The 14,132-nt window shown below is 68.3% G+C and carries 13 protein-coding genes and 1 tRNA gene; 11 read left to right on the top strand and 3 right to left on the bottom strand.

Annotation, left to right across the window (positions count from 1 at the left end):
- Position 1: 1 nt before the first annotated feature.
- Positions 2 to 934 carry a hypothetical protein gene (locus tag RWO82_RS00365; RefSeq protein ID WP_314422066.1) on the bottom strand — a complete coding sequence of 311 codons (933 nt, stop codon included), beginning with the start codon at positions 932 to 934 and terminating at the stop codon, positions 2 to 4.
- 75 nt (positions 935 to 1,009) lie between these two features.
- Between RWO82_RS00365 and RWO82_RS00360 the strand changes: the two genes are divergently transcribed.
- From RWO82_RS00360 to serA, 3 genes are all read left to right on the top strand, one after another.
- Positions 1,010 to 1,531 carry a hypothetical protein gene (locus tag RWO82_RS00360; RefSeq protein WP_314422065.1) on the top strand — a complete coding sequence of 174 codons (522 nt, stop codon included), beginning with the start codon at positions 1,010 to 1,012 and terminating at the stop codon, positions 1,529 to 1,531.
- Entirely contained in the window at positions 1,528 to 1,881 is a 354-nt protein-coding gene (locus RWO82_RS00355; protein WP_314422064.1) for a hypothetical protein, read from the top strand. Before RWO82_RS00360 ends, RWO82_RS00355 begins: the two co-directional genes overlap by 4 nt.
- A gap of 114 nt (positions 1,882 to 1,995) precedes the next feature.
- Complete coding sequence (serA, locus tag RWO82_RS00350; RefSeq protein ID WP_314422063.1) at positions 1,996 to 3,600, top strand: phosphoglycerate dehydrogenase; 1,605 nt, start codon at positions 1,996 to 1,998, stop codon at positions 3,598 to 3,600.
- A gap of 77 nt (positions 3,601 to 3,677) precedes the next feature.
- On the opposite strand, the gene RWO82_RS00345 is transcribed toward serA, so the two are convergent.
- Positions 3,678 to 4,223: a helix-turn-helix domain-containing protein gene (locus RWO82_RS00345; protein WP_314422062.1), complete on the bottom strand. Its 546-nt coding sequence runs from the start codon at positions 4,221 to 4,223 to the stop codon at positions 3,678 to 3,680.
- Positions 4,224 to 4,334: 111 nt separating this feature from the next.
- Here RWO82_RS00345 and RWO82_RS00340 point away from each other — a divergent pair, with 111 nt between their 5' ends.
- The 5 genes from RWO82_RS00340 (at position 4,335) to RWO82_RS00320 (ending at position 10,261) form a co-directional block, all read left to right on the top strand.
- Positions 4,335 to 5,870 carry an MFS transporter gene (locus RWO82_RS00340; RefSeq protein WP_314422061.1) on the top strand — a complete coding sequence of 512 codons (1,536 nt, stop codon included), beginning with the start codon at positions 4,335 to 4,337 and terminating at the stop codon, positions 5,868 to 5,870.
- A 75-nt stretch (positions 5,871 to 5,945) separates the two neighbouring features.
- Positions 5,946 to 6,989 carry a 3-isopropylmalate dehydrogenase gene (locus tag RWO82_RS00335; RefSeq protein ID WP_314422059.1) on the top strand — a complete coding sequence of 348 codons (1,044 nt, stop codon included), beginning with the start codon at positions 5,946 to 5,948 and terminating at the stop codon, positions 6,987 to 6,989.
- A gap of 62 nt (positions 6,990 to 7,051) precedes the next feature.
- Positions 7,052 to 8,152: a branched-chain amino acid aminotransferase gene (locus RWO82_RS00330; protein WP_314422057.1), complete on the top strand. Its 1,101-nt coding sequence runs from the start codon at positions 7,052 to 7,054 to the stop codon at positions 8,150 to 8,152.
- A 79-nt stretch (positions 8,153 to 8,231) separates the two neighbouring features.
- Positions 8,232 to 9,008 (top strand): fumarylacetoacetate hydrolase family protein, encoded by a 777-nt coding sequence (locus tag RWO82_RS00325; RefSeq protein WP_314422055.1) that lies wholly within the window; start codon positions 8,232 to 8,234, stop codon positions 9,006 to 9,008.
- Positions 9,005 to 10,261, top strand: a complete 1,257-nt coding sequence (locus RWO82_RS00320; protein WP_314422054.1) for an MFS transporter — start codon at positions 9,005 to 9,007, stop codon at positions 10,259 to 10,261. Before RWO82_RS00325 ends, RWO82_RS00320 begins: the two co-directional genes overlap by 4 nt.
- A 65-nt stretch (positions 10,262 to 10,326) precedes the next feature.
- On the opposite strand, the gene RWO82_RS00315 is transcribed toward RWO82_RS00320, so the two are convergent.
- Positions 10,327 to 11,571, bottom strand: coding sequence for an acyl-CoA dehydrogenase family protein (locus RWO82_RS00315; protein ID WP_314422053.1), 1,245 nt, complete (start codon positions 11,569 to 11,571; stop codon positions 10,327 to 10,329).
- A 202-nt stretch (positions 11,572 to 11,773) separates the two neighbouring features.
- Here RWO82_RS00315 and gltX point away from each other — a divergent pair, with 202 nt between their 5' ends.
- The 3 genes from gltX to RWO82_RS00300 all read left to right on the top strand — a co-directional run bounded on the left by gltX (position 11,774) and on the right by RWO82_RS00300 (position 14,103).
- On the top strand, positions 11,774 to 13,279 hold the full coding sequence (gltX, locus tag RWO82_RS00310) for a glutamate--tRNA ligase (protein ID WP_314422052.1): 1,506 nt from the start codon (positions 11,774 to 11,776) through the stop codon (positions 13,277 to 13,279).
- 107 nt (positions 13,280 to 13,386) lie between these two features.
- A tRNA-Gln gene (locus RWO82_RS00305) sits at positions 13,387 to 13,458 on the top strand.
- Between the two features lie 129 nt (positions 13,459 to 13,587).
- On the top strand, positions 13,588 to 14,103 hold the full coding sequence (locus RWO82_RS00300; RefSeq protein ID WP_314422051.1) for a DUF2087 domain-containing protein: 516 nt from the start codon (positions 13,588 to 13,590) through the stop codon (positions 14,101 to 14,103).
- Positions 14,104 to 14,132: the final 29 nt, after the last annotated feature.

Below are 14,132 nucleotides of genomic sequence, written 5' to 3'. Positions count from 1 at the left end.
GTCACTCGGACGGGGTCGCGTCCTCGACCTCGATCGGCGCGTCGGCGGGGTCGGCCCACACCGGCGCGGGGAGCAGCGTGTCGACTGCTCCGCCCTGGATCTCACGCAGCGCGGCCTCGATGTCGTCGGCGTTCTCGGGCACGGCGAGGCCGCAGGCGCGCAGCTCGGAGGCGAACTTCAGGGTGAGGCGGATCTTGCCGGCTTCGACGGCTTCAGCTGTCGTACCGGTGCGCTTCTCGCTGCCGGTCTGGATGTCGGAGACTTCGTCGCACACATGGTAGACGGCCCCGCCGTCGACCCACACGACCTCGTCCTTGCCGAGCAGCTGGATCACGGCCGACTGATCTGCCGTGTACTGCTCGACGGAGGGCGGGCTGAAATCGACGCCGACCACGGTCGCGACCACCGCGAGCACGATGCCGACGATCCCGGCGGTGGCCTTCTGTCCCTTGTCCATGTCCTTATTCAGGAAGATCAGGATGATGAGGGGGAGGAACGCGACGATCGCGATGATCGCGCCGAGCTGGTTCTGCACGAAGAATCGGAGCGTCTCCGACCTGCGTGCGGGATCGAGCCGGTTCGCCTTCTTCCACAGGATCGACCCGGTGATGGCGAACGCCGCGATGACGACGAGCAGAACGAGGAGCGTGATGAACGCCCACTGCGGGAACTGAGCCGTGACTCCCTGTTCCTCGAGGAGCCCCGTGTCGGGATCGCGTACGAGCGTGCCGTCTTCGCCGACGTACACGCGTTGACGGAGCAGCCAGAAGATCGAGACCGCTTCGGCGGTGATCGCCAGCACCCACAGTGCGACGGCGATCCACCGGAAGCTCGTCGCCTTCGATCTCGCTGCGGGCGTGGGCGTCCATCCGGCGGCCGGTTCCCCGCTTCCGCCCGGTGTGCTCTGGTCGACCTTCTTGTTCTGCTCGGCCACTGGCTGTCCTTCCGGAGGGGGCCTGCTGGCCCAGATGCCCCGAGCATAGTGGACACGGTGTCATACGCTGGAGACATGACTTCCGATTCCGACGAGGCCCTGTCATGGGACGGAGACGACGGCGCAGAGTCGACGCTGCGCGCACCGAAAGGCTCCGCGAACGAGGCACCCGGCTCCGGAGTCCGCTCCCATGATGCAGCGCTCCCGGACGGCTGGAACGCCGTCGGCCGGGGGAGCGAGGGAGTGGGACACGTCGAGGCGGGCGACGGCGTCGACGCGCCGGACGGGGAAGAGGCCGCACCGCTCGGCGCCGCACTGCTCCTCACGCTGGGAGTCGTCGGAGGCGTGTACCTCCTGTACAGCATCGGATGGGTCGTCGGCGGGCTCCGGCTCAAGCCTCTCGCGAATCTGATCGTCGCAGACGCGATGTACGTGCCGTGGTTCATCCTCGCCGTTGCTGCTCCCGCGCTGTGGTTCCTCGCCGTGTGGGTGCTGACCAGAGGGCGGGCGGGATGGACCCGCATCGCTCTGCTGCTCGTCGGAGTCGTCCTGCTCGTGCCTTGGCCGTTCGTGACGGTGGGGGTGATCGGATCATGAGCCGGATCGACGCGGAGTCGACGGCGAACGCGGGGTCGCCGCGGTGGCTCAGCGCGCTGGTTCTCGGAACGGCCGGGCTGTTCTACGCCTATGCGATCTGGAACGCGGTGGCGCACCTGATCACGATGGCGCAGAACGGTCTGACCGCTGTCGGCTGGGTGACGCTGCTGTTCGGCGTCGTGTTCCCCGCGATCGTGTTCGTGTTCGCCTATGCGATCGGCAGACGCCGCAACTCGGGCGAACTCGGGCTCGTGCTCCTGGCGGGTCTCGGCGTCGTGGCGGTGTTCTGGCTCAGCCTGATCGGCTACAGCATCCTCAACATGTCGGACCTCGTGACCGTCTCGCCGTGACCGGCGGCGTCACACGGCACGGAGCAGCGAGAGCGCTCGGGTACAGTTGAAGTGATCGCGCCCCCACGGTGTGCGGCGCATCGGCCCCCTGTCGCGCTGCCCCGAAGGATCCCTGTGCCGAAGCCCGTCGTGCTCCTCGCCGAAGTTCTCTCTCCCGCCACGATCGAGGCCCTCGGCCCCGACTTCGACGTCCGCACCGTCGACGGCACCGATCGCGAGGCGCTCTTCTCGTCGCTCGCCGACGCCGATGCCGTGCTGATCCGCTCGGCGACCCGGATCGATGAGGAGGCGCTGGCGCACGCGCCGAAGCTCAAGGTCGTCGCGCGAGCCGGCGTCGGTCTCGACAACGTCGACATCAAGGCCGCCACGACCGCCGGTGTCATGGTCGTCAACGCACCGACCTCGAACATCGTCTCCGCCGCCGAGCTCACCGTCGGACACATCCTCAGCCTCGCCCGCCGTATCCCTGCCGCGCATGCGTCTCTCGCCGCAGGGCAGTGGAAGCGCAGTTCGTTCACGGGTGCCGAGCTGTTCGAGAAGACCGTCGGCATCATCGGTCTCGGTCGCATCGGCGCTCTCGTCGCCGCGCGTCTCGCGGCGTTCGACATGCGCGTCGTCGCGTACGACCCGTACGTCACCTCCGCACGTGCTCAGCAGCTCGGAGTGCAGCTCCTGTCGCTCGACGAGCTCGTCGCAGAGTCGGACTTCCTCACGATCCACATGCCGAAGACGCCGGAGACGACCGGCATGATCGGTGCCGAGCAGTTCTCGGCCATGAAGCCGACGGCGTTCGTCGTCAACGTCGCTCGTGGCGGGCTCATCGACGAAGAGGCTCTTCACGACGCGCTCGTCGCGGGTGAGATCGCGGGTGCAGGACTCGACGTGTTCACGTCCGAGCCCCCGGCCGAGGGCGGCACGGCTCGCCGACTGCTCGACCTCCCGAACGTCGTCGTCACGCCGCACCTGGGCGCCAGCACCGAGGAGGCGCAGGAGAAGGCCGGTGTGTCGGTCGCTCGCTCCGTCCGTCTCGCGCTCGGCGGCGACCTCGTGCCGGACGCCGTCAACGTCGCCGGCGGTGTGATCGACCCGTACGTGCGCCCCGGCATCTCGCTCGTCGAGAAGCTCGGCCAGATCTTCGCCGCGCTCGCCACGTCGCCGCTCACGAGCCTCGACGTCGAGGTGCACGGCGAGCTGAACGACTACGACGTCAGTGTCCTCAAGCTCGCAGCGCTCAAGGGCGTGTTCACGAACATCGTCAGCGAGACGGTGTCGTACGTGAACGCACCGCTGCTCGCCGAGCAGCGCGGCATCGCGGTGCGTCTGCTCAAGGACGACGTCAGCGACGAGTACCGCAACGTGATCACCCTCAGCGGCGCGCTCTCCGACGGCTCGCAGCTCTCGGTCTCAGGCACCCTCACGGGGCCCAAGCAGGCGGAGAAGCTGGTCGGCATCAATGGACACGCCCTCGAGCTGCCCATCGAGAAGCACCACGTCGTGATGCTCTACACCGACCGCCCCGGAATCGTCGCCGTCTACGGTCAGAAGTTCGGCGAGGCGGGCGTGAACATCGCGGGTATGCAGATCTCGCGTCTCGGCGCCGGCGATCAGGCGCTCAGCGTCGTGACGCTCGACTCCCCGGTCTCGGATGAGCTTCTCGACGAGGTGAGCTCGGCGATCGACGCCGACCTCTTCCGTCAGATCGAGATCACCGAGGTCTGAGCGGGGAGATCCCCTCGACGAGAGCGGGAGGGGCGGCCGAACGGCGGCCCCTCCCGCTCTCGTTCGTGGGGATCTTCTCAGGGAGCGGTCGCCCGCAGCACGAGCGAGATCAGGTCCGCGAGTTCGTCGCTGCGAGGCACGAGGCGTTCGGGCCCGTGCACATCGAGCGAGTTGTTGAAATACAGGCCGTCGCTCAGCAGCATCACGAGATCGAGGCTCGCGGCGTCGCGCACGTGGGGGCGGATCGCGTCGGCCCATCGGTCCCGGTTCCGCCGCAGTGCGTCGGCAGCGGGGGCCGAGCCGCCCTGAGCGAGACGGGTCGCGGCGATGAGCGCACGGTCTAGCGCGTCGTCCTCCATGACCGAGGTGCGCACGTAGTAGGCGACCGGACCCTCTTCCGCCCCCGTCATCCGCTCGAGATCGAGAGTGGTGAGCGCGTCCAGGCGGTCGATCAAGCCTGCCGCGAGCTCCTCCTTCGAGGCGAAATGGTAGAGGAGGCCGCCCTTCGAGACGCCGGCGCCCTTGGCCGTCGCGTCGAGTGTGGCCGCGCGCACCCCCTCGTCGATCACGATCGATTCGAAGGCGTCGAGAACGCGTTCGCGCGCGAGGGGAGGTCTGGGCATCGGGGGTCCTCTGTTCGTCTCGATCACAGTAGCGCGGACGCGTATCGATTCTGTTACTATACCATCCGGACGGTTTAGTAATCAGGCCGTCGAGATCCTGAGAGGTGTTCCATGACCCGCACTGCGTCGGTCCCGACGACGGAGACGGATTCCCCCCGCGTCGGAGCACGCGGCTGGGCCGCGCTCGTCGTACTCATGCTTCCCGTGCTCCTGGTGTCGGTCGACAACACGGTGCTGAGCTTCGCGCTGCCCGAGATATCGATGGCGCTGTCGCCGACCGGGGCGGAGCAGCTGTGGATCATCGACGTCTACCCGCTGGTTCTGGCAGGACTGCTCGTCACGATGGGCACGCTGGGGGACCGCTTCGGACGGCGCCGGATGCTGCTGATCGGCGCCACCGGCTTCGCCGCAGTCTCGGCTCTCGCTGCTTTCGCGCCCACCGCCGGACTGCTGATCGCCGCCAGAGCGCTCCTGGGCCTGTTCGGCGCGATGCTGATGCCGTCGACGCTGTCACTGCTGCGCTCGATCTTCACGAACCGCGACCAGCGTCGTCTCGCCATCGCGGTCTGGGCATCCGCGTTCTCCGCGGGCTCGGCGCTCGGGCCGATCGTGGGCGGTTTCCTGCTCGAGCACTTCGACTGGGGATCGGTGTTCCTCATCGCCGTGCCCGTCCTGATCCCCCTGCTGGTCGCGGCACCCTTGCTCGTGCCGGAGAGCCGCGATCCCCACCCGGGCCGCATCGACATCGTCAGCATCGTCCTGTCGATGGCCGCGATGATCCCTGTCGTGTACGCGATCAAGTCGCTCGCGGTCGACGGACCCAGCGTGACCGTCGGGGGCTGGGCTCTGCTCGGCATCGTGATGGGCTGCCTCTTCGTGCGGCGTCAGCTGCGTTCCGACATCCCGATGCTCGACATGGCGCTGTTCCGCAGAGGGTCGTTCTCCGGAGCGATCCTCGTCAACCTGCTCAGCGTCGTCGCGCTCGTGGGGTTCCTCTACTTCGTCTCCCAGCACCTGCAGCTGGTCCTGGGTCTGTCGCCGATGATCGCCGGCGCCGCGCTCGTGCCCGGAATGCTCGCGATGATCGTCGCCGGGCTCTCGGTGGTACCGATCTCGAGACGGGTCCGTCCGCACGTGCTCGTTCCCGCCGGTCTCGCGTTCTCCGTGACCGGATATCTCCTCGTCGCCTTCACGACGGCCGATCACGGCGTCGCGCCCCTCATCCTCGCCTTCGTGGTGCTGGGAATCGGCATCGGGGCGGCGGAGACGATCTCGAACGAGCTGATCCTCTCCAGCGCACCGGCCGAGAAGGCCGGCGCGGCCAGTGCTGTGTCCGAGACGGCGTACGAGCTGGGGGCCGTGCTCGGCACCGCCGTCCTCGGCGGACTGATCACCGCGTTCTACCGCGGGGCGCTGGCGATCCCTGCCGGCATCCCTGCGGAGGCGGCGCACGCCGCGAAGGAGACTCTCGCCGGCGCCTACACGGCGGCGCAGGAGCTCCCCGCCGAGCTCGGCGACGCGCTGTGGGGCGCGGCATCCGCCGCGTTCGGATCCGGCGTGCTCGTGACGTCGCTCATCGGCGCAGGGCTCGTCGTCCTCGCCGGGGCGATCGCCGCCGTCACGCTGCGTACGAGCCCCTCGCACTGACCAGTACGCTGGGGGGACCGGCCCGCTCGGCATGCCTCCGAGCGGCGGCCGGTCCATCCCGATGCAAGGAGTGTCATGTCGCGTGTCGTGAAGCTGGCCGTCATCCCCGGTGACGGAATCGGCCCAGAGGTCGTCGCCGAGGCCGAGAAGGTGCTCGACGCCGTCACCGCATCCAGTGACGTGACGTTCGACAAGACGCGCTTCTCGCTCGGCGCCGCGCGGTTCCTGGAGACCGGCGACACCCTCACGGACGATGACCTGCAGGCGATCTCCGAACACGATGCGATCCTGCTCGGTGCGGTCGGGGGGACGCCCGGCGACCCACGCCTCAAGGACGCGAACATCGAGCGAGGGCTGCTGCTGAGGCTTCGCTTCACTCTCGACCACTACGTGAACCTTCGTCCGTCGAAGCTGTTCACCGGTGCCGCCGGCCCGCTCGCGAACCCGGGCGAGATCGACTTCGTCGTCGTCCGAGAGGGCACCGAGGGTCCGTACGTCGGCAACGGCGGTGCGATCCGCACGGGCACGCCGCACGAGGTCGCGAACGAGACCTCGGTGAACACGGCCTTCGGCGTCGAGCGCGTCGTGCGCTACGCCTTCGATCTCGCCGAACGTCGGCACAAGAAGGTCACCCTCGTGCACAAGACCAACGTGCTGGTGTACGCCGGAGCGATCTGGCAACGGGTCGTGAACGAGGTCGCGGCAGAGCACCCGGACGTGGCGGTAGACTACCTGCACGTCGATGCGGCGACGATCTTCCTCGTCACCGACCCCTCTCGCTTCGACGTGATCGTCACCGACAACCTGTTCGGCGACATCCTGACAGACCTCGCGGGAGCCGTCACCGGCGGCATCGGACTCGCGGCCTCGGGCAACATCAATCCCGACGGCACCTTCCCGTCGATGTTCGAGCCCGTCCACGGCTCGGCGCCGGACATCGCGGGGCAGCAGAAGGCCGATCCGACCGCCGCGATCCTGTCGATCGCCCTGCTGCTCGACCATCTCGGTCTCCCCACGGAATCAGCTCGAGTGAGCGCCGCCGTCGAGGCCGACATCGCCGCCCGCTCGGGCGCACGCACGACAGCGGAGATCGGCTCCGCGATCGCCGCGCGGCTCTGAGCGGCAGGCGTAGGCTGAAACGGCGCGATGATGCGCCCACCCACAAGGAACGGAATGACGACATGACGACGATCGATGCAGAGACCTCCGCGGCTCCGCTGGAGTTCGCGGTGACCAAGAACCTGACTGCGGCGTCGCCGGCGCGCGTCGCAGAGGTGCACGCGAACCCCGGCTTCGGCGTGGTCTTCACGGATCACATGGTCGACATCTGCTGGTCGGTCAAGGGAGGGTGGCACCGGCCGCGCGTGCAGCCCTACGGGCCGATCCCGCTCGACCCGGCCGCATCGGTGCTGCACTACGCCCAGGAGATCTTCGAAGGCATCAAGGCCTACCGGCACGCGGACGGATCGATCCACACGTTCCGCCCCGATCGCAACGCCGCGCGCATGCAGGCCAGCGCTCGACGGCTCGCACTGCCCGAGCTCCCGACCGAGTACTTCATCCAGTCGCTGCGCGAGCTGATCGCGGTCGACGGCCGCTGGGTCCCGTCGGGGGAGGACCAGAGCCTCTACCTGCGACCCTTCATGTTCGCCAAGGAGGCATTCCTCGGTGTGCGCGCCGCGCAGAAGGTCGCCTATTACGTGATCGCGAGCCCGGCCGGTGCGTACTTCTCCGGCGGCGTCAAGCCGGTGCGCATCTGGCTGTCCGAAGAGCATTCGCGTGCCGGACGCGGTGGCACGGGCAAGGCGAAGACCGGCGGCAACTATGCGTCGAGCCTGCTGCCGCAGGCTCTCGCGGCCGAGAAGGGCTGCGACCAGGTGGTGTTCCTGAACGAGAACCGCGACGTCGAGGAGCTCGGCGGCATGAACGTGGTGTTCGTCTTCAAGGACGGCCGGATCGTCACCCCTGAGTCCGACAGCATCCTCGAGGGCATCACGCGCGACTCGCTCCTGCAGCTGGCGGAGGACCGCGGCTACACGGTCGAGAAGCGTCCGATCTCGATCGACGAGTGGCGCGAAGGCGTGGCTTCGGGAGACATCGTCGAGGTGTTCGCCTGCGGCACGGCGGCCGTCGTGACCCCGATCGGCGCGCTCGTCGGGGAGGGCTTCGACGAGCCGCAGCCGCTCGGCGAGCTCGCGCTCTCGCTGCGCGAGGAGCTGACGGACATCCAGTACGGACGCCGGGAAGACAAGCATGGCTGGCTGCTGCGTCTGGACGCCTGAGCGCGACGCTCGACGAGACCCCGCTGCGCCTCCGGCCCGGCGGGGTCTTCTCGTTCGGCTCGCTGGCTAGGCTGAGGGGATGAAGATCGCACGATTCAGCCACGACGACGCCATCCTCTTCGGGATCGTCGATGACACCGACCTGGTCGTCCTCTCGGGCGATCCGCTCTTCGCCGGATACGAGCCCACGGGTGACCGAGTGCCGATCGCGGATGCGGTGATCCTCGCGCCGGTGATCCCGCGCTCGAAGATCGTGTGCGTCGGCAAGAACTATCACGATCATGCCGCCGAGATGGGCGGAGACGCCCCCGAGGAGCCGCTGCTGTTCCTCAAGCCCAACACCGCCGTGATCGGCCCGGGGGATGCGATCGTGCGCCCCGCGATCTCGGAGCAGATCGAGCACGAGGGCGAACTCGCCGTCGTGATCGGCAGGGTCGCGAAGAACGTGAAGGCCGAGGATGCCCTCGATCACGTGCTCGGCTACACGATCGCCAACGACGTCACCGCACGAGACCTGCAGCGCAAGGACGGCCAGTGGGCGCGCGCGAAGGGCTTCGACACGTTCTGCCCCCTCGGTCCGACGATCAGCACGGACTTCGACCCGTCGGCCGCCACCATCGAGACTCGCGTCAACGGTGAGGTGCGGCAGAGCGCGCCGCTGTCCGACATGATCCACTCGGTCGAGACCATCATCGAACACGCCTCGGAGGCGTTCACGCTGCTGCCCGGCGACGTCATCCTCACGGGCACGCCTGCGGGCGTCGGCGCCCTCGTCGCCGGCGACACCGTCGAGGTCGAGATCACCGGACTGGGTATCCTGCGCAACACCGTGCGCGACGCCGTGCGCGCGTCATGACCGTCGACGCCCTCACGGCGTCGCAGCAGGCGTCTGTGCAGCGGAGGACCGTGTGGGTGCTCTCCGTCGGTCAGGTGCTGGGCGGCATCGCATTCGGGGCGACGGTCTCTCTCGGCGCTCTGCTCGCCGCCGATCTGTCGGGCAGCGACGCGCTCTCGGGGCTCGCGACGGCGTCGGTCACGCTGGGTGCTGCGCTGTGCGCGATCCCGCTCGCGCGCCTGGCCGCGCGAGTCGGACGACGCCGTGCACTCACACTCGGCAACCTCTTCGCGCTGACCGGCATCGCCGTCGTGATCCTCGCGGCATCGCTGCGCGTGTTCCCGCTGCTCCTGGTCGGCATTCTCATGATCGGCGCGGGCAACGCCGGCAACCTGCAGTCACGGTTCGCCGCCACCGATCTCGCGGCTCCGAGACACCGGGGACGCGATCTGTCGATCGTGGTGTGGGCGACGACGATCGGAGGGGTCGCGGGTCCGCTGCTGCTCGGCCCCGGAGAGATCATCGGTGCGTACCTCGGAATGCCGCCGCAGACGGGGTCCTACGTCTTCTCGTTCGTCGCTCAATCCGCCGCTCTCGTGCTCTACCTGGTGGCGCTGCGTCCCGACCCGCTCCTCGCGGCGCAGAAGCTCGCCAGAGCGGCTGCCGCCGCGACCGGGGAGGTGTTCGTCGACCGTCCGGTCGTCGCTCGGTACGCCATGTTCGCCGTCGCCGGATCGCACGTCGTGATGGCGTCGGTGATGGCGATGACCCCCGTGCACCTCGCTCACATGGCCCACGGAGAACATGGCATGGCCCCCACGCCGGCCGACGTGTCCGCGCTCGTGGGAATCACCATCGCCCTGCACGTCGGAGGCATGTACGCGCTGTCCCCGCTCTTCGGGATCCTGGCGGACCGTTGGGGCCGGTTGCGCGTCGTTCTGCTGGGGCAGTTGCTCTCGGGCGGCGCGCTCGCCTTCGCCGTGTTCGCGAACGACCGGGAGTGGGGCGTGATGGTGGCGCTCATCCTGCTCGGCCTGGGATGGAGCGCGGCGACGGTCGCAGGGGCGGCGCTGCTGACCGAGTCGAGTGCCCCCGAACTGCGCACGCGCCGACAGGGGCGCAGCGACTCGCTGATGAGTCTGTCGGCCGCCGCCGGCGCGGTGCTCGCCGGCGTGATCCTGTCGAATTTCGAGTACGCCGGACTCGGGATCGCCGCCTCTGTCCTGGTGGGTGCGATCGTGGTGCTCTCACCGCTCGGAGTGGCGAAGAAGTGACGTCGGCGCGGGTGTCGCCTCTTGCACCGCAGCGCAGAGGCGACACCCGCGGCGTCGCCGCGCGATCAGGTGTACCAGGTCGGTTCCGGCACGTCGTTGAGCAGTACGTACGCACCCACTTCGCGCTTCTTGTAGGGGATGGGGTCGTGCAGGCTGTGGGTCCGGAGATTGCGCCAGAAGATGTCGAGGCCCACGGAGCTCGCCGATGCGCGGGCGCCCGTGAGCTCGAACACCTTGGTCGCGATCTGCAGTCCGTCGTCGACGATCCGCAGCTTGCCCGCAGCGATCCGCACGGCGATCTCGCCTCGGCGGCGGGCCGTGAGCTCCTCCCGGGGCGCATGCAGCACTGCGCTGATCTCTGCGCCGACGGCGTCGAGCAGGGCCTCATCCGCCCACAGCCTGGATGCCAGGTCGCCGTAGCCATCGAGCACGTACCACTCCTCGGTCGCACGCTCCTTGTCGTCGCCGCCGTACGGCCATGCCCGGGTGGTCGTCCTCGTGTACGCGGATGCGGTCTCGAGGGCGCCCTGAGCGATGCCGAGATAGAAGTTGGCGAAGACGAGCTGAATCGTCGGAACGTTCAGAGTGTTGTAGACGAGGGGCGTGAACTCCCGTTCGACGAATCCGGCCGCGGATGCCCAGGGCACCCGCACATCGCGGATCTCGACGGACCCCGACTCGGTGAGCCGCTGGCCGAGGCTGTCCCAATCGCCTCCGAAGACGATGCCCTCCTGTGCGGTGGGGACGATCGCGAAGATGTGGGTGTCGGTGCCGTCGAGGACTCCCTCGAGCACCGTGAGGTCTGAGATCTGACCTCCCGTCGAGAAGGATTTGCGACCGGAGAAGACGAGGTCGTCACCGTCCTCCCTGATCGTCAGATCGGAATCGCGCGGGTTGACGGCGCCTCCGAAGAGGAAGTTGTTCGACGTGTACAGCTCCTCGACAGCGGTGATCTGCTCGTCCGTCGCGACGAGTCGCGCCGCCCACGCCCAGAGGTAGTGGTAACCGAGCACCTGGCCGATCGACCCGTCGCCGCGCGCGACGGTGCGGATGATCCTGTATGCGGTCTCCCAGGTCTCGCCGGCGCCGCCGTGGGCGGTCGGGCCGAGCAGGGTGACCAACCCGGAGTCCTTCAGCAGTCGCACCTCGGCATGAGGAGTCGCGTTCGCGCGGTCGCGCTCGACAGCGTCGACCGCGAGGATGTCGGCGACCTGCTGAGCCCTGTCGAGCCACTCGGCACTCGTCCGGGGTCGGTCGGCGTTCCGCCACCGATCGTCGAGTCCTGTCACCGTCGTATCCGTGAATGTCATGTTCGTGCCTTCCGCTGGTGTGGGCCCGCCGATGTGAGGATTGCCGCCACGATATGAGCCAGCCGGTGCGGAGCAGGCGGTTGTTACCCGAGGTGAGCGTCCATGACCCGCTGTGACGGGATCCCGACACGGAGCGACGCCGATGACGACGCCGACGCCGACGATGGGGCGCGAGCGCGGCGACAACTAGAATCGGAGGGATATGGCTACTCCGCACCCCCTCACCACGACCGCCAGTGGCGCCGACGTCCGCGTCCGCTTCTGCCCCTCGCCGACCGGACTGCCGCACGTCGGCATGGTCCGCACCGCGCTGTTCAACTGGGCCTATGCCCGTCACACGGGCGGGAAGATGGTGTTCCGCATCGAGGACACCGACGCCGCACGCGACAGCGAGGAGAGCTTCCGACAGCTCGTCGACGCTCTCACGTGGCTCAAGATCGACTGGGATGAGGGTGTCGAGGTCGGCGGCCCGCACGCGCCGTATCGGCAGTCCGAGCGTCACGACATCTATCGCGGCGTGATCGACAAGCTGATCGCCTCCGGGTCTCTGTACGAGAGCTACTCGACGGCGGAGGAGATCGATGCGCGCAACGAGGCCGCGGGGCGTGCGAAGCAGCTCGGATACGACAACTTCGATCGAGACCTCACGGATGAGCAGCGCGAGGCATTCCGCGCGGAGGGGCGCCGGCCGGCCCTGCGCCTGCGCGTGCCCGACGAGGATCTCACCTACGTCGATCTCATCCGCGGCGAGGTGACCTTCCCCGCCGGCTCCTTCCCCGACTTCGTCGTCGTGCGCCCCAACGGCATCCCGCTGTACACCTTCGTGAACCCTGTCGACGATGCGCTGATGGGGATCACGCACGTGCTCCGCGGAGAGGACCTGATGCCCTCGACCGCCCGTCAGCTCGCTCTCTACGCGGCGCTGATCGAAGCGGGGGTCACGACCTTCGTGCCGCGCTTCGCGCACATGCCGCTCGTGCTGGGGGAGACCGGCAACAAGAAGCTCTCCAAGCGCGACCCGCAGGCCGATCTGTTCCTGCACCGCGATCGCGGTTTCATCCATGAGGGCCTGCTGAACTACCTGGCCCTCCTCGGCTGGTCGATCGGTCCCGATCGCGACGTGTTCTCGCTCGAGGAGTTCACCGCGGCGTTCGACATCGTGAATGTGAACCCGAACCCTGCCCGTTTCGACCAGAAGAAGGCCGAGTCGATCAACGGCGACCACATCCGTGCGCTGGAGGAGAAGGACTTCGCGGAGCGGACGATCCCGTACCTCGCCGCCGCGGGCCTGTTCGATGAGCCGACGCACGACCAGCTGGTGATGGCCTTCCGCGTCGCGCCGCTCGTGCACGAGCGCGTGCAGCTGCTGGGCGAGGTGCCGGGGATGGTCGGATTCCTCTTCACCGACGAGGTCTCCTACGACGCCGATGCGCTCAAGGGCCTGCCGGCGAACGCCGCCGACGTGCTCGACGCATGCGTCGCGGCCCTCGAGCCGGTGACCGAGTTCACGCCGGCGAACATCCAGGAGGCTCTTGCCGGCGCCCTCGTCGAGAAGCTCGAGCTGAAGCCCCGCGTCGCCTACGGGCCGCCGCGTGTGGCGATCACGGGCCGTCGCATCTCGCCGCCGCTCTTCGAGTCCATGGAGCTGCTGGGCAAGGACGAGTCGCTTCGTCGACTTCGCGCACTGTCGGAGTTCCTCGCGAACTGAGCCGGCGGAGCGGCGGGGCGACGCGCCCGGAGAGCGCGGGGCGTTTTGGCGATACGGCCGAGGCTCCGGTAAGCTTGACTCTCGGTGCGAGGCTCCGGTTTCGCCCTTGGGGTATGGTGTAATTGGCAACACGACGGTTTCTGGTTCCGTTATTCTTGGTTCGAGTCCAGGTACCCCAGCAAGTAGAAGCCCGCGGATTTCCGCGGGCTTTCTTGTGTCCGGAGCGTGTTCGCCGTCGAACGGCTCGACGGACGCCGCGAGTGTCAGTGACGAGGGTGTCTGTGACCGCGATGAGGGAGTTGCCGGGGATGACGAGTTCGAACGAGTGGCGGTCGCTGATCGCGATCCTGGCGAATGCGGAGACGCGGCGAGTCGCCGCCGAGCTGATGCTCGGCAGCACTCTCGACTCCGCCACCGGCGACATGTCGCCGTCGCGGCGGCGGCGGGTGATCGATGCCGTCGTGCGCAGTGGTCTCGTCGACGCGGATACGCACGCGTTCGTTCCCGACGTCTTCCGAGCGGTCATCGCGTCTGCGGCTGTGCCCAAGAAGCAGGGAATCGAGCGGTTCCTGGACGGCACACGGATCCGGCAGTACCCCGCCAATCCCGACGAGCGGGGGGAATTGCTCGCGTGGGTGGCGCGACGCGTCTTCGCCGACGGCGAGATCCTCACCGAGGTCGAGGTCAACGGCAGGCTCGACGCCTATTCCGACGATGTCGCCGTGCTTCGCCGATACCTGGTCGACTACCAGCTGGTCGAACGTCGCGCCGACGGGACGGAGTACGCGTCCACCGGCGGCGAGCCGAAGCCGGCCCTCGGCTGAGCACGCAGCCCGCATAGCAGGTGAGCTCG

The organism is uncultured Microbacterium sp., from assembly GCF_963521645.1.
In the GTDB taxonomy this organism is placed as follows: Bacteria; Actinomycetota; Actinomycetes; order Actinomycetales; family Microbacteriaceae; genus Microbacterium.
This window is presented reverse-complemented; position numbering and strand designations above follow the sequence as displayed.